16 protein-coding genes, 3 tRNA genes, 1 pseudogene and 1 riboswitch are annotated in these 16,280 nt (G+C 61.0%); of the genes and pseudogenes, 9 read left to right on the top strand and 11 right to left on the bottom strand.

Annotated elements, in window-relative coordinates; genetic code table 11:
• The first annotated feature begins 47 nt into the window (after positions 1 to 47).
• On the top strand, positions 48 to 536 hold the full coding sequence (locus tag C0Z16_RS05000) for a phage protein NinX family protein (protein WP_102631097.1): 489 nt from the start codon (positions 48 to 50) through the stop codon (positions 534 to 536).
• Positions 537 to 629: 93 nt separating this feature from the next.
• On the opposite strand, the gene C0Z16_RS05005 is transcribed toward C0Z16_RS05000, so the two are convergent.
• Positions 630 to 706, bottom strand: a tRNA-Arg gene (locus tag C0Z16_RS05005).
• 79 nt (positions 707 to 785) lie between these two features.
• A tRNA-Arg gene (locus C0Z16_RS05010) sits at positions 786 to 862 on the bottom strand.
• 120 nt (positions 863 to 982) lie between these two features.
• On the opposite strand from C0Z16_RS05010, the gene greB reads away from it, so the two are divergent.
• A complete protein-coding gene (greB, locus tag C0Z16_RS05015; RefSeq protein ID WP_102631098.1) occupies positions 983 to 1,552 on the top strand; it encodes a transcription elongation factor GreB in 570 nt (189 codons plus the stop codon).
• A gap of 107 nt (positions 1,553 to 1,659) precedes the next feature.
• Here greB and C0Z16_RS05020 read toward each other — a convergent pair whose 3' ends face one another.
• The gene (locus tag C0Z16_RS05020) at positions 1,660 to 2,805 is read right to left on the bottom strand and encodes a porin (protein WP_102631099.1); all 1,146 of its coding nucleotides are present in this window, start codon (positions 2,803 to 2,805) and stop codon (positions 1,660 to 1,662) included.
• 543 nt (positions 2,806 to 3,348) lie between these two features.
• On the bottom strand, positions 3,349 to 3,612 hold the full coding sequence (locus C0Z16_RS05025) for a hypothetical protein (protein WP_102631100.1): 264 nt from the start codon (positions 3,610 to 3,612) through the stop codon (positions 3,349 to 3,351).
• Between C0Z16_RS05025 and C0Z16_RS05030 the strand changes: the two genes are divergently transcribed.
• From C0Z16_RS05030 to C0Z16_RS05040, 3 genes are all read left to right on the top strand, one after another.
• Positions 3,611 to 3,790, top strand: a complete 180-nt coding sequence (locus tag C0Z16_RS05030) for a cupredoxin domain-containing protein (RefSeq protein WP_102631101.1) — start codon at positions 3,611 to 3,613, stop codon at positions 3,788 to 3,790. The two genes, C0Z16_RS05025 and C0Z16_RS05030, sit on opposite strands and share 2 nt — an antisense overlap.
• Before the next feature lie 291 nt (positions 3,791 to 4,081).
• Positions 4,082 to 4,234, top strand: a complete 153-nt coding sequence (locus C0Z16_RS05035) for a cold-shock protein (protein ID WP_244201189.1) — start codon at positions 4,082 to 4,084, stop codon at positions 4,232 to 4,234.
• A gap of 178 nt (positions 4,235 to 4,412) precedes the next feature.
• Complete coding sequence (locus C0Z16_RS05040; RefSeq protein WP_102631340.1) at positions 4,413 to 5,564, top strand: exonuclease domain-containing protein; 1,152 nt, start codon at positions 4,413 to 4,415, stop codon at positions 5,562 to 5,564.
• Between the two features lie 105 nt (positions 5,565 to 5,669).
• On the opposite strand, the gene C0Z16_RS05045 is transcribed toward C0Z16_RS05040, so the two are convergent.
• The 6 genes and pseudogenes from C0Z16_RS05045 to pepN form a co-directional block, all read right to left on the bottom strand.
• The gene (locus C0Z16_RS05045) at positions 5,670 to 6,266 is read right to left on the bottom strand and encodes a chorismate mutase (protein ID WP_102631102.1); all 597 of its coding nucleotides are present in this window, start codon (positions 6,264 to 6,266) and stop codon (positions 5,670 to 5,672) included.
• A gap of 281 nt (positions 6,267 to 6,547) precedes the next feature.
• A complete protein-coding gene (locus C0Z16_RS38070) occupies positions 6,548 to 6,697 on the bottom strand; it encodes a hypothetical protein (RefSeq protein WP_006050185.1) in 150 nt (49 codons plus the stop codon).
• Between the two features lie 970 nt (positions 6,698 to 7,667).
• Positions 7,668 to 7,743: transfer RNA gene (locus tag C0Z16_RS05055), tRNA-Thr, on the bottom strand.
• Positions 7,744 to 7,797: 54 nt separating this feature from the next.
• Entirely contained in the window at positions 7,798 to 8,814 is a 1,017-nt protein-coding gene (locus C0Z16_RS05060; protein WP_102631104.1) for a class 1 fructose-bisphosphatase, read from the bottom strand.
• A 131-nt stretch (positions 8,815 to 8,945) separates the two neighbouring features.
• Positions 8,946 to 9,143: pseudogene (locus C0Z16_RS05065) on the bottom strand (HigA family addiction module antitoxin); the annotation flags it as partial.
• Between the two features lie 167 nt (positions 9,144 to 9,310).
• On the bottom strand, positions 9,311 to 12,016 hold the full coding sequence (gene pepN, locus C0Z16_RS05070; protein WP_102631105.1) for an aminopeptidase N: 2,706 nt from the start codon (positions 12,014 to 12,016) through the stop codon (positions 9,311 to 9,313).
• A 244-nt stretch (positions 12,017 to 12,260) separates the two neighbouring features.
• On the opposite strand from pepN, the gene C0Z16_RS05075 reads away from it, so the two are divergent.
• The gene (locus C0Z16_RS05075; protein WP_102631106.1) at positions 12,261 to 12,956 is read left to right on the top strand and encodes a DUF4136 domain-containing protein; all 696 of its coding nucleotides are present in this window, start codon (positions 12,261 to 12,263) and stop codon (positions 12,954 to 12,956) included.
• Between the two features lie 106 nt (positions 12,957 to 13,062).
• Here C0Z16_RS05075 and C0Z16_RS05080 read toward each other — a convergent pair whose 3' ends face one another.
• Positions 13,063 to 13,635: a TMEM165/GDT1 family protein gene (locus C0Z16_RS05080; RefSeq protein ID WP_102631341.1), complete on the bottom strand. Its 573-nt coding sequence runs from the start codon at positions 13,633 to 13,635 to the stop codon at positions 13,063 to 13,065.
• A gap of 9 nt (positions 13,636 to 13,644) precedes the next feature.
• Positions 13,645 to 13,864, bottom strand: a riboswitch (yybP-ykoY riboswitch).
• 580 nt (positions 13,865 to 14,444) lie between these two features.
• Between C0Z16_RS05080 and C0Z16_RS05085 the strand changes: the two genes are divergently transcribed.
• From C0Z16_RS05085 to C0Z16_RS05095, 3 genes are read left to right on the top strand one after another with little or no spacing between them, the layout of a single operon-like run.
• Positions 14,445 to 15,227 (top strand): beta-ketoacyl synthase chain length factor, encoded by a 783-nt coding sequence (locus C0Z16_RS05085; RefSeq protein ID WP_102631107.1) that lies wholly within the window; start codon positions 14,445 to 14,447, stop codon positions 15,225 to 15,227.
• Complete coding sequence (locus C0Z16_RS05090; protein ID WP_102631108.1) at positions 15,211 to 16,005, top strand: lysophospholipid acyltransferase family protein; 795 nt, start codon at positions 15,211 to 15,213, stop codon at positions 16,003 to 16,005. Before C0Z16_RS05085 ends, C0Z16_RS05090 begins: the two co-directional genes overlap by 17 nt.
• Positions 15,980 to 16,279: a phosphopantetheine-binding protein gene (locus C0Z16_RS05095; protein ID WP_102631342.1), complete on the top strand. Its 300-nt coding sequence runs from the start codon at positions 15,980 to 15,982 to the stop codon at positions 16,277 to 16,279. Before C0Z16_RS05090 ends, C0Z16_RS05095 begins: the two co-directional genes overlap by 26 nt.
• Position 16,280: the final 1 nt, after the last annotated feature.

Genomic DNA, 16,280 nt, shown 5'->3' on the forward strand with positions numbered 1-16,280 from the left:
GCGCCGGCCACCCGGGAGTCAGACCTGAAAACTCAGGGAGAACGCTCATGAAAGTAGCTGACCTCGAAGGCCTCGCGCTCGATTACTGGGTGGCCCGCAGCCTGCACGACTTCGTACGCGAAATCCAGTTCACAGAAAGCGGCGAAACTGTCGCGATTCGCGGTAACGACCGTGGCCGCCCCTGGGACGGCCGTTTCACACCTTCCATCTCATGGGATGCCGCCGCGGCCGTGCTGGAACGCGCGCGACGGCTCGAAATGCGCGAGCGCACTGAAGATGGCCCGGCACAGTGTGTCGCGGAGTTCGAAGGCGGTCGGGGAGCGGTGGAAGGACGTGCGGACTCGCTGCGGGTGGCGCTGCTGCGGGCGTTCGTCGAAAGCCGGTTTGGCGATAGCGTGGACGAGATGCTGCGCGAGCCGCAGATGTTGGTCGGCGTTACGGCGCGACGCATTGGTGAGGCCACCGCGGGCGACGTCTTTGAAGACCTGCCGAGCCCGGACGGACGGATCGGCGATATTCAGTCGCCGCCACGATAACGGGGTGCGCGATGCGGTTGTCTTGCCAATAACGACTGAACAGAGGCAAAGGGCAAAGACAAAGGGCCTTCCGATTGGAAGGCCCTCAAGATGTGGTGCGGCTGGCAGGATTCGAACCCACGACCCCTTGGTTCGTAGCCAAGTACTCTATCCAACTGAGCTACAGCCGCACGCGAAACAGATAATGCAATACTGCACGGAAACTGGGTAAAACGTAAGGGCCTTCCCGGAGGAAGGCCCTCGAATAAGTGGTGCGGCTGGCAGGATTCGAACCCACGACCCCTTGGTTCGTAGCCAAGTACTCTATCCAACTGAGCTACAGCCGCACGCAGAAACGAGATTATAGCAAAGGTTTCAAAAAAGGGAAGGGTGTAACTGCGATTTGTCTCGTTGCCATGATCGTGTAACCTAGTGACGCAGTCGTTTGCTGCAGCTTATGGATCATCATGAACAAGGCCTTTGTCAAAGAGTCGAGCGAAGAGAACGACGACGATCTCGACGTCGTCCAGCCGGACATTCCCGCGGGTACGAAAAACTACATCACGCCCGCGGGCTACCGCCGCATGCGCGATGAACTGCTCCATCTGATCGATGCCGAGCGGCCGGAGGTCGTCAAGCTGGTGTCGTGGGCGGCGTCGAATGGGGACCGTTCCGAGAATGGAGATTACATCTATGGCAAGCGCCGCCTGCGCGAAATCGACCGGCGCATCCGCTTTCTGACCAAGCGTCTGGATCTCGCGGAGATTGTCGACAGCAGCAAACAGGAGAATGTCGATCAGGTGTTCTTCGGCGCGACCGTCGAATATGCGACGGAAGACGGCGAAGAGCACAGCGTGACGATCGTCGGCATCGACGAGGTCGATCTGGACATCGGGCACGTGAGCTGGATTTCGCCAATCGCGCGGGCGCTGCTCAAGGCAAAGGTTGGCGATACCGTCACGTTGTACACGCCGGCCGGACCGCAACCGATCGATATACTCGACGTCAAATATCCACCGCCCGATACCGGCGGCTAGCCTCACGGCGCTTCAGCCTTCGGTCTACCGGCGGCACGCGTTGGCAGCGGACAATAAAAAAGGCGCCGCGAACGGCGCCTTCCATGCTGCGAGCCCCGCGCGCCGCTTTAGAAGCGGTGACGCAGACCTGCCGTGACAGCAACCTGCTTGTTGTTGCTCGAAGCAGCCAGACCATTGATGTCCGCACCGACGATGGCGCTCTCGTTGACCTGCTGGTATTCGCCTTGCAGGTACACGTCCGTGCGCTTGGACAGCGCGTATGCCGTCTGCAAGTTGAACTGATTCCAGTGCGGACGCGTGCCAGCGAGGCTCGCGCGCGTGTACGTGTACGAACCGGCGATGCTGACAGCCGGCGTCAGAGCGTAGCGAGCGTTTGCTTCGAAGTTCTGGAAATGCGCGCTGCTGCTCGGGAAGCCGATACCGCCCGTCTGGCCGGATGCGCCAGCGCCGATTCCGGCGAGGCCGGCCAGGTTCGTTTGCGAGTACACGAGGCCGACGGTTGCCGGGCCGAACGCGTAGTTCGCGCCTGCGCCCCACGTCTGCTGACGGCGGGCAAAGAAGGTGTTGTCGCTCGATACCGCACCGCCCGAGTTGAACGCTGCAGCAGCGCCGGTCGCGCCGTTGCTGTTCAATTGCAGGTAAGCCGCAGCGACGTTCAGGCCGCCCCAGTTATACGACGCGCCGGCGCTGTAAGCGCGGTTGTTGGCGAAGCCGTCCGCCTGGTTCGAAAAGCCGTACATGCCGCCGAACTTGAAGCCGCCATAGTTCGCGCTCGTGTACTTGACCGAGTTGTTGACGCGGAACGAGTTGTTCAGGTTGTCGTTGTCGAACGGATGGGCGAACTGCGTGCCGCCATACTGGGTTCCCGTCAGCGCGAGCGGGCCGACGTAATCAACCATGCTGTCGTATTGACGGCCGAGCGTCACGGCGCCGAACTGGTTGCTGGCGAGACCGACGAACGCCTGACGGCCGAACTCGCGGCCGCCTTGCTTCAGCGAGCCGTCGTTGATGCCGAAGCCGTTTTCCAACGTGAAGATCGCCTTCAGACCGCCGCCCAGATCTTCAGCGCCACGCAGGCCCCAGCGGCTGCCGTTCACCGAGCCGCTCGTTTGTTGCCAGTTGCTGTGACCGTGCTGATTGTTGGTGTAGGTGATTCCGGCGTCGATCAGGCCGTACAGAGTGACGCTGCTTTGAGCGTGCGCCGCAGTTGCAAATACGCCCGTAAGGGCCGCGACCATGAGAGTCTTTTTCATCTTGTTACTCCGAGAGCGAGAGTGGGTATTGAATCCAGCTTCGGCAAACCCTTCACGCGAGCGCTGCGAGAGGCGTAATCCGTGTGAAGTGCGCGTCTGAAAAACGGTGCGCTGGTTTCCGGTTACGCAAAGTGTAGAGAGACGTTTTACTCAGCGGGCGTTTCGATTCTTGCAATAAAGTATTACGTCTTTAGAAACGATATGCGAATGCCGCTGAAGCCCGGCTGCTCAAGGGTTTCCGCCAGGCCAGAAAGATGCGCAATGGGACTGAGCCGATTGCGTTGCTAATTTGCGACGCGAGTTCGATGCAAAAAAACAACGTGCGCGAATTGCGCGGTGGATTGTTGTTGTCGCTGCAACAGACGATTGCTATTTGTGTGAATAATTCCCGTGGGAATTAAAGGCTATACTGTGAGTTCTGCTTTCCGAAGCGGACTTTTTCGTTGACGGAAAAGATCTCCAAACCTTTGTCGGCGCGACTTCTCAGTCGCGCTTTTTTTGTCTGCTGATTCGGCGCGAGGGCGGCTGCGGGCGTTCGTGGGACTAGTGCGCCGACCCCGCAGGGTCCACGTTCCGCCACTCGTTTGCCGTGGGGGCGTTCCAGTCCTCCATGATGTAGCGGCGCGCGTCCATTGGCGACGACAATAGGTTCTGCCAATGGTCCCCATGCCACACCGGATCGAACGTCAGCGCGGAGGATGCAATGGCGTCCGGCTCGACCCCGCGCGCGCGAGTGTCCGGCGTCGGTGATTGGCCTAATTGGGGAATGAGCTTGGAGAGGAGGCGGCGGATTTCACAGAACTGCATGGCGAATCTCCTGATGCGCATTACTGCAAATGCTGACTTTATGATGCAGTTCGGTGTACTCGTCGAACAACCCGGAGAAACACTTACTAAAATGACAAATCGTTACGAAGCGGGCGTGCATCAGAAATATTGTTGCTCATGGTCTGGCCATTCGCCATTTCAGGAATATGACGACTGAACAAGTATCAAACCGCCTACCCATCCCACCATGTGGCCTAAATTACGATCTGACAGTGGCTTAACGAATACCTGGATTTTCTTGACGACGCTTCTCCAGTCCCCGTATAGCGGCAAGGCTGGAAGTCAGTGGCCGCTCTTGCGCCCGTGCATTACGGATTATCCTGCATGGATAAAGCGGCAATGAATTGAGGCAGTGAGGCAATGCCCGATTTGATAAATCATCAAGGGAAACTGGAAAATGCGAACGGGTATCGTCAAATGGTTTAACGATGCTTAGGGCCTTGGCTTCATTACGCCGGATTCAGGTGACGGCGATCTCCTTGCGCATTTCTCGGAAATCCGCACCGAAGGCTTCAAATCACTGAACGAAAATCAGCGCGTGTCTTTCGAAGTCAAGACGGGCCCGAAGGGCAAACAAGCGGCGAATATCCAGCCGCTGTAAGCCGCGGGCTGCGGCGCACACTCGCGGCTAAGGAGCTCGCGTGGGTTGCGAGGCCTTTTTTATTTCGGTCGAACACCCGGATCTCTCTCGCAGCCGCGGCAACGGCAACGCTCTGCGGCTCAGCGGGCGCCAACTAGTGCATACTTGCCGCAAAGTCACGAGCCCAAGCATCCCTTTCATGTCTGAACAGTTTTTGGCCGAACCGGCCTTTGAAGATCCAATCGTCTTCGTCGATCTCGAAACCACTGGCGGCTCGACCGCCGAGCACCGCATCACTGAAGTGGGTGTCGTCGAAGTAGGGCCGGCCGGCGTCACGCGCTGGAGCAGCCTTGTCGATCCTCAGCAACCCATCCCGTCGTTCATCCAGCAGCTCACGGGCATCACGAACGCCATGGTGCGCGGGGCGCCGACGTTCGACGCCATCGCGCCCGAGCTGTTCAAGCGGCTTCACGGCAAATTGTTCGTCGCGCATAACGCCAGCTTCGACCGGGGTTTTCTGCGCGGTGAGTTTCGGCGTGTCGGGCTCGCATTCGATCCGGACGTGCTGTGCACAGTGCGCCTGTCGCGTGCGTTGTTTCCGTCCGAGAAGCGTCACGGGCTCGACGCACTGGTCGAACGTCACGCGCTCGTGCCTTCCGACCGCCATCGCGCGCTCGCCGACGCCGATCTGATCTGGCAGTTCTGGCAGCGTCTGCATGGCCTTGTGCCGCTGGACGTTTTGCGCGCGCAGATCGAACGCACCACGCGGCGTTATCGGCTGGCCGGCGACATCACGGAAGACTTGCTTGAGACCGCGCCTGCGGGATGTGGTGTCTATGCGTTCTATGGAGACGCCGATTTGCCACTGTACGTCGGGCGAAGCGTGCGTGTCCGTCAGCGGCTTCGCGCGCATCTGACAGGCGAGCGGCGTTCGTCGAAGGATATGCGGCTCGCCCAGCAGGTGAGGCGCGTCGAATGGCGCGCGACGGGCGGCGAATTGGGTGCGATGCTGGCCGAGGCGCAGTGGATTGCGACGCTACGGCCCGGACATAACCGCGTGCCGCGCGTCACCAAGAGCGATCCGGCTGACGCGCCGTGGCCCTTCCAGGGTCCCGTCGTTTTCGAGGAGCGGGAAGAAGCGTCACAGGCGCGTGCTTTTCATGTGGTCGACCGTTGGTGCTACGTCGGCCATGCGCCGTCGTTGGCGCAAGCCGCCGAATTGCACGCATCGAGCATGACAGGTGAATTCGAACTGTCGACGTACCGCATTTTGCAGAGCCACCTCGCGCGTGGTTTGCAGATGATGCCGCTAGGCGTGCCGAACGACGCGCCTGTGATTGGCGTCGTTTGACGGCGCTCGCCTGATCGCGCAATGGTGGCGAGCATTAGTTGTGCTTCAGCGCGCGGATTTATCTCCAGACGTCCGTGCGGCGCGCCTTCCATGGGTTCATGTCCGTTAACCGGTTGCGCCGACGCCGCCGGTTTCACATACATGTCCGAGAGCGCGAGTCAATGCACTGGAGCGCGCCGAATCGTAGCGAGTCAGGGACTTCCAGTTGGCCAGCGATTGGGCGACGCGCGACGGACAATCCGGCGCCGCGCGCAGCGGTTGCACGCGAGCAAGCCCGGCGACGAGCGATTGCGTCAAGCGGTCCAGTTGCGGCCTCGTGCTGGTTGCTAGGTCGGGCGCCGGCTCTTGCGGCGGTTGAGTAGCACGCCAGTTCGCGAACAGCGCGTTCTGCACGTCTTTGCTGGCGTCGATCTGGTCCTGGAAGAAGGCGCGCGCGAATGCGGGATCGACATTGGCCGCCTCCGCGCGTTTTTCGACATCGGCGAGCAAGGCTTTTTCGCGCGGCGTGTCGGTAATCGCTTGATGATTGGCCCATTTCCAGCGTGCGACGGGCTCTGCGAGCGCGAGGCGCTGCGAGGCCAGCGCGATCAGGTTCGTGAGCGCGGTGTCGTCGCCATCGGCGAGGACAGGGGCGGGCGCGAAAGCAAGGCAGGCGAACAGCGCGAGCACGCACGGCGCGGCAAAGCGAAACAAACGATTCATGTGAGGGGCGTAGGCCTGGCGGCCGCGAAAGAAAACCAGAAGAATAGACGATGCGTGACGGCGCGGGCGTCTTCGCCGCCCGGTAAGCCGCTGCTGTGAGCGTGGGCAGCACAACTTGCGGACGTGCCAGGACTGACTATCTCAGACGGACGAGCGCCAGCGCTAGGCCGTCGTACTCGGTCAAGTCGAACTGTGTGAGCTAAGGAAATGGTGAAGCGCGCGAGGAAACCCACCTCGTGCGCCAGGCACAAGGAACGCTACCGCATTGCGCCACTGCACACTTACTTCGCGTCGCACGACTTGCGTTGTTCGTCGAAAAAGGCGCGCACGTGCTCCGGCAGTTCGGCCCCCAAAAACTCGACGCCAACAGGTTCCGGATCCGGGCTAAAGACTTTATCCGGGGTCGGAATCTTCGGTGGTTTGGCATCCATGATCTTTCTCCTTTACAAGCCGATTATCTTCCGCCGGCCCCGTTTAGCACCAGTGTCCGATCTACATGAAACGCTCTTTGTTGCTTTAACGGCACAGCGCACCATTCCAACAGAGCGTCTTGTTCAAATTTATAGATTCGCCGCGGTTCTTCTTCTGTGGTCCTGCGTACGCTTCAAGCCTCGATTCTTCGGTGTATTCGCTGCAAAGCTTGGCGGGCGGGCGTCTGGCGTGAATCAGTTAGCGTTAGGATAGTGAATCGCTCATTCATCCCGGGTATTCCCCAATTTAAACGGACCTTGTGCGCTGCCGCATCGGAATGATTTTCCTAAGTAAAAGGCGAACGTTCGTTTATTACCGGCCTCCCGTTGTTTTATGAGCGCAGACGTCTATATCTGGTAAACGAGTGGTTGGCGGCCTCGTTGACGACCGACGATAATTTTTGAAAGGGCGACTCAAAAAAGAGCTAGTCGAGGCCGATGCCACGTTGAGATTCTCCCCGCGCCGTAAAACGTTGTGCACTTTATGCCAAAACCTCATCGCTCTATGACAGGCGCGGCAGCGCGTACCCCGGCTCCTATCATTGGAACTGGTATCCGCAGGCGACAGTGCGGTGGACAACGGACGCGTCGCCGCCGACGCGGAAGATGATCGTATTCGCCCTCAGAGAGTTCGCCATGGAAAACGCCGTGTACTGGAATGGACGCCAGGTCGGGATCGAATGCGACGGTCGCATCTTGTGGTTTTCGTCGGCGCCCGAGGAGGCAGTCGCTGCTTACAGCGGTGGGCAGCGAACGGAGCAGGCACGAGAGAGCGTAATGAAAGACCCCGTCGTGATCCGCAACCTTGTGACGGTCGCGCACTCCGACGGACCAAACTTTGGCAGGTACTAAGTCAATCTCAAGACGCGCGCGGCGTCGATGAAAAGCAAAAAGCCCAGTCGCAGGGACTGGGCTTTTGCTTGAATCTTGTTGGTGCCGGAAAGAGGAATCGAACCCCCGACCTTCGCATTACGAATGCGCTGCTCTACCGTCTGAGCTATTCCGGCATCAGGAGAAACGAGATTATAGGGACTTCTTTATTGGCTTGGCAAGTCCAGGAATCACTTTTTTGTTTCGAGATGGTAGCGGGTCACCCGGTCGACTTCGTTCTTCGAGCCGAGGAACACAGCGACGCGCTCATGCAGGCTTTTCGGCTGAACGTCCAGAATGCGTTTCTCGCCGTTGGTGGCCGCGCCGCCTGCCTGTTCGACGATGAACGCCATTGGATTCGCTTCGTACATAAGACGCAGCTTGCCGGGCTTTTCAGGTGTGCGCTTGTCAGCCGGATACATGAAGATGCCGCCGCGATTCAGGATACGGTGCACGTCCGCCACCATCGAGGCGATCCATCGCATGTTGAAGTCGCTCTGACGCGGGCCGTCCTTGCCCTGCTTCAATTCGCCGATGTACTGCTCCACCGGCGCATACCAGTGCCGCTCGTTCGATGCATTGATCGCATACTCGCGCGTCTCGACAGGAATGCGCATATCGCTTTGCGTGAGCACCCACGAGCCGAGTTCACGGTCGAGCGTGAAGCAGTTCACGCCGTTGCCCGTGGTCAGCACGAGTACGGTTTGCGGTCCATATACCGCGTAACCAGCGGCAACCTGTTGCGTGCCGGGTTGCAGGAACGACTGCTCGGTAGGCTGTTGGCCGTCCGGGCAACGCAGCACCGAAAAGATCGTGCCGATCGACACATTCACGTCGATGTTCGACGAGCCGTCGAGCGGATCGAACACGAGCAGATATTCGCCCTTCGGGTAGTTGGCGGGGATCGGGAAGAACTGCTCCATTTCCTCGGATGCCATGCCTGCCAGGTTGCCGCCCCATTCGTTCGCTTCGAGCAGAATCTCGTTCGACAGAATGTCGAGCTTCTTCTGCACTTCGCCCTGGACATTTTCGCTGCCCGCCGTGCCGAGCGCATCACCCAGCGCGCCCTTGCTGACGTGATAGCTGATCGCCTTGCACGCGCGCGCGACAACTTCGATCAAAAGGCGCAGATCGGCCGGCAGGTTATTCGTTTCGCGCTGCTGCTCGATCAGGTACTTCGTGAGAGTGGTACGACGTTGCAAGGACATTGCTGTACTCCAGGGGCTTGAGGAATATCCCGATTTTAACCGCTCGGTGTGTCGGCTCCGTGCTTTTGACATCTATACAGACATCGAAGCGCATACGTTGGCGTCGTCAATAAGTGCAATGAGCGAGCCAGTCAGGCTTTGCGCCGGGCCTTGCCGGTCGTGGCGCTGCCGCTTACGCTCGCCGCGAGCGCCGCTGCCCGCGCATGTTCCGCCGATACCTTCGGCATTTTCGGGCGGTCCGCCTTGGGCATGGGTTCGATCTCGCGTTCGATCTGCTCGCCCGCGGCCGCGGTGGCCACGCGCAGGTCGTAGGCAATTTGCAGGTTGAGCCTAAGCCACTGCGTTTACTCTCTCCCCAGGCGGCACGCGCCGACAGTCAGTCAGATGGCTAACGTCAACGTGAGCAGCCGCGATAGACCATCTAAAAAGTAGATCGAAAAAAAGCCGGCAACGCGTGCCGGCATTTTCAATGCAGAGAACCTCGTTCAGGCGTGCGTCATGCGAGCGCCTTCTCGACGATCTCGCGTACGTCGCGCGATTTCACTTGCGACGCCACTTTCTCCAGCGCCGCGCGCATGCCTTCACGCAGCGTCGGCGTATAGCGACGCCACAGTTCGAGTGAGCGGGCGAGGCGGGCAGCCACTTGCGGATTGATCGCGTCGAGCGCGATCACCTGATCGGCCCAGAACGCATAGCCCGAGCCGTCTTCGGCGTGGAATTGCGACGGATTCGCCGCGCAGAAGCTGAAAATCAGCGAGCGCGCGCGGTTCGGATTTTTCAGATTGAACGCCGGATGCGTCATCAGCTTGCGCACGATCTCAATCACCGGACGTCGCGCGCTGCCACGCTGCGTGGCCTGCAAAGCGAACCACTTGTCGATCACGAGCGGCTCCTTCTCGAAGCGCCGATAGAAGTCGTCGAGCGCGTACTGCGCCTCGCTGCTGCCGCCATCGGCCGCCGATGCATTGAGCAGCGCAGACAACGCAGCGGCGCGGTCGGTCATGTTGTTCGCGGCGTCGTATTGCGCCGACGCAAGACGCACGGTCTCAGCCGGATCGTCAAGTTCGGCGAGATACGACAGCGCGAGATTCTTCAGCGCGCGACGACCGGCCGCCTTCGGCGTGGCTTCATATGGGCCCGGCGTGCGGTGCTGCTCATAAATCTTCAGCCACTCGCTTTTGAGTGCATTGGCGAGACGCTTGCGCACGAATTGCCGTGCCGCGTGCACGGCGGCCGGATTCGATTCGGCCATCTGCTCGGCCAGATACGCTTCGGACGGCAGCATCAACGCGAGTTCGCGGAACGCCGGCGACAGCGATTCGTCCGTGAGTACGCGCGCGAACGCGGAGACCGCCGAGTCGTCGATCTCCAGGTCGGCGCCGGTTGCGGCCCGTCCGGCGAGCGCCAGCAATTCGCGCGTGGCGAGACGTTGGCCGGCTTCCCAGCGGTTGAACGGATCGCTGTCGTACGCGAGCAGGAACGCCAATTGTTCCGCCGAGTAATCGTATTCGACGATCACCGGCGCTGAGAAATTGCGCAGCAGCGACGGCAGCGGTTCACGCGCGACGTTGACGAACGTGAAGGTCTGTTCGGTCTGGGTGAATTCGAGCACCCGCGTGGTGGAATCCGACGCTTTCGCCTCGCCTTCCAGTTGCAGCTGCAGGTCTTTGCCGTCTTTGTCGATCAGCCCGATCGCGAATGGAATCAGGAGCGGACCTTTTTGCGTTTCGCGCGCGGCCAGCGCCGCGTCGCCGTAACCTTGCATGAGCGTCACGCTGTAGCGCTGCTGCGCGGCGTCGTAACGCGTGCGCACGGATACGCGCGGCGTGCCCGCCTGGCTGTACCAGCGCTCGAACTGCGAGAGATCGCGGCCGTTCGCGTCAGCAAGCGCGTGGCGGAAATCGTCGCATGTCACCGCCTGGCCGTCGTGACGCTTGAAATACAGGTCCATGCCCTTGCGAAAACCCTCGCGGCCGAACAGCGTCTGATACATCCGCACGACTTCGGAGCCCTTTTCGTAGACCGTCATCGTGTAGAAGTTGTTGATCTCGACGTAGCTTTCAGGGCGCACCGGGTGAGCCATCGGGCCGGCGTCTTCGGCGAACTGCATCTGGCGCAGCACGCGCACGTCTTCTATGCGCTTGGTAGCCCGCGCGGCCTCGTCGCTGCCGGCGGTCTGACCGCCTGCCATGTCGGCCGAAAACTCCTGATCGCGGAATACCGTCAGGCCTTCTTTCAGGCTCAACTGGAACCAGTCGCGGCACGTTACGCGGTTGCCGGTCCAGTTGTGAAAATACTCGTGACCGACCACCGCCTCGATGTTCGCGAAGTCGGTATCGGTCGCCGTTTCAGGGTTCGCCAGCACATACTTCGTGTTGAAAATGTTGAGCCCCTTGTTCTCCATCGCGCCCATGTTGAAGTCGCTCACGGCGACGATCATGAAGCGGTCGAGATCAAGTTCGAGCCCGAAGCGCTCTTCGTCCCAACGGATCGAGTTGAACAGCGAATCCATTGCGTGACGCGTCTTGTCGAGATCGTGCGGCTCGACCCAGACCTGCAGCAGTTTTTCCTTGCCCGAGCCGGTCCTCACGCGCTCTTCGAGCGCAACCAGCTTGCCGGCCACGAGCGCGAACAGATAGCTTGGCTTCCTGAACGGATCTTCCCAGCGCGCGAAATGGCGGCCGTCGGGCAGATCGCCTTCCTCGAGTAGATTGCCGTTGGACAGCAGCACCGGATAATCGGCCTTACTGGCTCGCAGCGTGACCGTGTAGGTCGCCATCACGTCCGGACGGTCGAGGAAGTAGGTGATGCGGCGAAAGCCCTCGGCCTCGCACTGCGTAAAGAAGTTCCCGCTCGACACATAAAGGCCCGACAGCGTGGTGTTCGCCGCCGGATTGCAGATGCTCGTGAGCGTCAGCTCGAAGTTGTCCGGCACGTTGTCGAGCACCAGGCCGTGCTCGTAAGCATGCGTGTTGGCGAACGGCTGACCGTCGATCGCAGCGCTGACGAACTCCAGTTGTTCGCCCATCAGCTCCAGATGCGCGGCGCGCGATGCGTCCGGATTGCGGCGCACCCGCATGGTGTTCCTGACGACCGTGCGTTCTGGCAGAAGATCGAAATCGAGCGCGACGGTGTCGATCAGGAAAGCGGGCGGCGCATAATCGGCGCGGCGGATCACATTGGGCGTTGCGGTATCGGCCATGGCGTTCTGTGGTGATGGGACTCGAGCGGCCGGCGCACGAAGGCACGCGAGCCGGGCTTGTCGAGCCATTGTACAAAGCCTCGGCCAATCGTGCGGAGCGAACTTTTTACGGACGCCCGGGGCAGCGTATCATCGGGCGCGCGTGCAAAAGCCAGCCGCGCCAACGCAGCGGAACGGCGGGGCATGGCTCACGGTCTACGTAGAATATAAACACGAGCAGGACAAACGCTTCACGAGGTAGGCCATGAATATGAACCCATGGACGCGCCACGCCATGCTTGTGCTGGCAGCGCTGACAATGCTGCTGTCCGGCTGCACGACTTACGTGACCACGCAGGTCACCGCGTTCTCGGAGTGGACCGGCAGCGACGCGACCCGCACTTACGCATTCACGCGCGAGCCGGATCAGCGGAACAATCTCGAACTCACCACGTACGAGCGCATCGTCGCGAACGAACTGGCCACGCATGCGTTCCGCCAGGTCGACAGCGCGCAGGCGCGCTATCTGGTTGGACTCTCTTACGGAATCCGCTCGGACATGGTGACGGTCGCTGAGCCGGTCTACTACAACCCGTGGCCGGCGCCTTACTGGGGTCGTCCATTTGATCCCTGGGGCCCATGGGGACCGTTCCCCACCGCGTACGTGAACCAGAGCTATCCGATCTTCACGCATCTGCTTGGCGTGCGGATCACCGAGCGCGCGACGGGCAAGGAGGTCTATCACGTGACGGCGCGCAACTCGGGCGCCGAGTCGTCGCTGGTTCGGGCGATGCCGTATCTGGCGCGCAGCGCGCTCGCCGATTTCCCGCTCGGCAATGGCGTGGTGCGTACAGTCAAGATTCCGCTCGACAAGAACGCTGGCGCTTCCAACGAAACGGCCGTTCCCGCCGCGGCGGCATCGGGACCGGCGGCGGCGTCAAGCGCGAAAGTCGCGCAGTGAGAGAACGCAGCGGAGCGGTGAGGGCGGAAAACGCAGCGGCGCACGACGCGGCAAGCGGTCCGTTCGCGCGTCCCGCTCAGTCCCGCTTAGTCCCGCTTAGTCCCGTTCAAACTCCCGTGCCGAACAACGCCATCGTCCCGAGAACCACGAACAGCACCGCGGCGATGCCGTGCACGAGTCCGGTCGGCAGACGGTGCGCGAAGCGGTCGCCGAGCAGGATCGCCGGCACGTTCGCGAGCATCATGCCGAGCGTTGTGCCGGCCACCACGCCGAAGAAATCGTGAAAGCGCGCAGCCAGCGCAACGGTCGCAATCTGCGTCTTGTCGCCCATTTCCGCCAGAAAGAAAGCCACCACAGTCGCGCCGAACACGCCCAGATGCGTGCGGTTGGCGTTGGCTTCTTCGTCGCCGAGCTTGTCCGGCACGAGAATCCACAAACCCATTCCGACAAACGAAATGGCCAGCGCCCAGCGCATGACGGTTGGCGTGAGCAGCGAGCCGAGCCACGCGCCGAGTGCGCCCGCGCACGCATGATTGACGAGCGTAGCCGCCAGCACGCCAAGAATGATGGGCAGCGGCTTGCGATAACGGGCGGCAAGGACGAGCGAGAGCAGTTGCGTTTTGTCGCCGATCTCGGCGAGCGCCACCGCTCCAGTCGAAATGATAAAAGCGTGAATCACCTTGTTTTGAATCCCCGGGCCGAGATGTGAACGAGCGACGACCCACGACACGCCGGGCCCAATTGCGACGGGGTGTGGGTCATCGGTCTCGCCAGGCCAGAGGCTGCGGCTGCCATGGCCGTGACGGCCAAGTCTGTTGACAGGCGCCCCCGCGAGTCCACGTTCTGCGCGCCCGGCCTGACTGCCGGTTGAACGTGCCGCGGGGCGGCTACTCCCCAATGAGGGGCGGATTATAACAGGCGCCGGGACACGGTAACGTCGGCAACGCTGGGAGCGCTGGAATGCGGGACGGAACCGGTGACTCCGCGGACTCAGCCTCGCAGGCACTGGTAGCGGGAAAATCGAATGTGTTGAACTGCAACAGCATTCGCAGAAAGTTAAATGAAAGTATTCGAAGATTTTCTCCGGTTAACGCTATGCGATGGATCCAAACCCCGGCCCAAAACCCGCGGCAACAGGCATTTTCCGAACGTCTTGGACGAAATCTCCCAAAAAGCGGAATAGGCTCACAGACCACCGTGGCAACGGCGAGACGGATACAGATGGATACGTCTTTTGTGGCTGATTTAATTCAGAATATTCAGTATGATTCCGGCGACTATAGGAACCCGAGCCAAACCACAAGGCCAATTTCTCGAAGGCGTCTAAATAATCGGGCCAAAGTGCCGTTAATTCGCTGAACCCAACAAAAGAAGACTGGATTGACCCCGGCCGGAGATTGCCGGTCCGCGCGGCGCCTATACGCTGTAACGGCTGCATATTCCGTCAGGCGCTTCAGCCTCTCCTTGCTTCTACGCGCGAACACCGATATGCCCGATCTGCACTGGACCATTCCGGTCGCTCGCTGGTCTACCTGGCCTGCTGCCGCATCTGCGGCACCCGACATTGGCTTTATTGAGCCGATCGTGCGGCGTCGTCTGAGCACCGTGTCCCGAGTCGCGCTGAAGGTTGCGCACGATTGTGTCGGAACCGACGATGTCCGCGTCGTGTTCGCGTCGCGGCACGGGGAACTGCGGCGCACCACGGACATTCTCCGCGCCATCAGCGCGGGCGAGCCGGTGTCGCCCACCGGGTTCAGCCTGTCGGTGTTGAATGCAATGACGGGCGTGTTCGGCATTGCGCGCGGCGACCGCTCGGCGGCCAGCGCGATTTCGGCCGGCCCGGAAACGCTCGGCTACGCGCTGCTCGAAGCGCACGCGCAGTACGCCACACAGCCCGGCTCGCCGGTGCTGCTGGTCTACGCGGACGAACCGGCCGATCCCGCGTATGGAACGATCGAAGACGAAGTGCAGGGCGGCGCGATTGCGATCCTCCTCAGCGGCGAGGGCGCGGTGGGCGATCTGGTGTGCACGCAATCAGTGTCGTCGGACGGACAGCCCGCGCACGCCATCGAGCCGAGCCCGGCAAGCCATACAGGCGCGACGACCGACACAGCCAACCAGTCTTGCAAATCCGTGGAACCCGCCAAGCCCGAAACGCGCTTCGCGACGCAGAGCCACGCACTGCAGCACTGTCTCGAAACCGGCACACGCGCTGCCTGGCAAGGCGCCAGCGTCATCTGGCATTGGAGTTGGCATGACCGCGCGGCTTGACTACGCCTGGCGATTGTTCGCCACGGGCATGGCTTTCGTCGTATTCGGCGTCTGCGGCGTGCTGTTTTCGGTGCTGGTGTTTCCGCTAGCGTGGCTGTGGCCGCATCGGGCGTCGCGCCAGTTTGCGGTGACAGGCGTGATCCACTGGTTTTTCCGCGCGCTCGTCGCCGCGTTGCAGCGGATCGGCGTGATGGAACTCGACGTGTCGGGCGTGGACGCATTGCGCACGCGCAAGCCGTCGATCGTGGTGGCGAATCATCCCACCTATCTCGACGTGATGGTGTTGCTCTCGCTCACGCCGCATGCGTGCTGCGTCGTGAAAAACGCGCATTGGAGCAATCCGTGTTTCTGGGGCATCGTGCGGTCGGCGGAATACGTCAGCAATGCCGATCCCTTCGAACTCGTCGAAGCCGGCGCGAGACAGCTTGCGGCAGGCTATACGATGATCATTTTTCCGGAAGGCACGCGCAGTCCCGCGCCGAACCGGCTGCATGCGTTTTCGCGCGGTTTCGCGCACATGGCGTTGAAGGCCGGCGCGCCGATCGTGCCGGTGCTGATGGATTGCGATCCGCCGGCATTCACGAAGCAGATGCGCTGGTACGACGTGCCCGCGCGGGCGTTCCGCATGCGCGTGAACGTGCTTGCGCCGCTCGTCGTCGAGCGGCTCTCGGCAGACGACACTACACCGGCTCTCGCTGCGCGCAGCGTGACGAGCGCCGTCGAAGCACACATTACTCAGCACCTGTTCGATTATGGATTCTTTAAAACTGGAAATTAAACAGCTCCTGATCGAAGCTCTCGATCTGGAAGACCTGAGCCCTGCCGATATCGACGACGACGCACCGTTGTTCGATACCGACGGCATCGGTCTCGATTCGATCGACGCGCTCGAAATCGGCATCGTGCTGCGCAAACAATACCAATTGACCATTGCGGCGAACGACGATCGCACGCGCGAACACTTCCGCTCGATCAGCTCGCTGGCCGCGCTGGTTGCGAGTCAGCGCGAAGCGGCGCACGCTGCGAACGAAACCAACAGAAAAGGGGAATAAA

The sequence above is a fragment of the Paraburkholderia rhynchosiae genome, from assembly GCF_002879865.1.
Classification (GTDB): Bacteria; Pseudomonadota; Gammaproteobacteria; order Burkholderiales; family Burkholderiaceae; genus Paraburkholderia; species Paraburkholderia rhynchosiae.

What these genes read in the sequence shown, in the direction of transcription:
- C0Z16_RS05000 (WP_102631097.1), top strand. Translation starts at nt 48, where the DNA reads ATGAAAGTAGCTGACCTCGAAGGCCTCGCGCTCGATTACTGGGTGGCC.
- greB (WP_102631098.1), top strand. Translation starts at nt 983, where the DNA reads ATGAACAAGGCCTTTGTCAAAGAGTCGAGCGAAGAGAACGACGACGAT.
- C0Z16_RS05020 (WP_102631099.1), bottom strand. Translation starts at nt 2,805, where the DNA reads ATGAAAAAGACTCTCATGGTCGCGGCCCTTACGGGCGTATTTGCAACT.
- C0Z16_RS05030 (WP_102631101.1), top strand. Translation starts at nt 3,611, where the DNA reads ATGGCGAATCTCCTGATGCGCATTACTGCAAATGCTGACTTTATGATG.
- C0Z16_RS05025 (WP_102631100.1), bottom strand. Translation starts at nt 3,612, where the DNA reads ATGCAGTTCTGTGAAATCCGCCGCCTCCTCTCCAAGCTCATTCCCCAA.
- C0Z16_RS05040 (WP_102631340.1), top strand. Translation starts at nt 4,413, where the DNA reads ATGTCTGAACAGTTTTTGGCCGAACCGGCCTTTGAAGATCCAATCGTC.
- C0Z16_RS05045 (WP_102631102.1), bottom strand. Translation starts at nt 6,266, where the DNA reads ATGAATCGTTTGTTTCGCTTTGCCGCGCCGTGCGTGCTCGCGCTGTTC.
- C0Z16_RS38070 (WP_006050185.1), bottom strand. Translation starts at nt 6,697, where the DNA reads ATGGATGCCAAACCACCGAAGATTCCGACCCCGGATAAAGTCTTTAGC.
- C0Z16_RS05060 (WP_102631104.1), bottom strand. Translation starts at nt 8,814, where the DNA reads ATGTCCTTGCAACGTCGTACCACTCTCACGAAGTACCTGATCGAGCAG.
- pepN (WP_102631105.1), bottom strand. Translation starts at nt 12,016, where the DNA reads ATGGCCGATACCGCAACGCCCAATGTGATCCGCCGCGCCGATTATGCG.
- C0Z16_RS05075 (WP_102631106.1), top strand. Translation starts at nt 12,261, where the DNA reads ATGAATATGAACCCATGGACGCGCCACGCCATGCTTGTGCTGGCAGCG.
- C0Z16_RS05085 (WP_102631107.1), top strand. Translation starts at nt 14,445, where the DNA reads ATGCCCGATCTGCACTGGACCATTCCGGTCGCTCGCTGGTCTACCTGG.
- C0Z16_RS05090 (WP_102631108.1), top strand. Translation starts at nt 15,211, where the DNA reads ATGACCGCGCGGCTTGACTACGCCTGGCGATTGTTCGCCACGGGCATG.
- C0Z16_RS05095 (WP_102631342.1), top strand. Translation starts at nt 15,980, where the DNA reads ATGGATTCTTTAAAACTGGAAATTAAACAGCTCCTGATCGAAGCTCTC.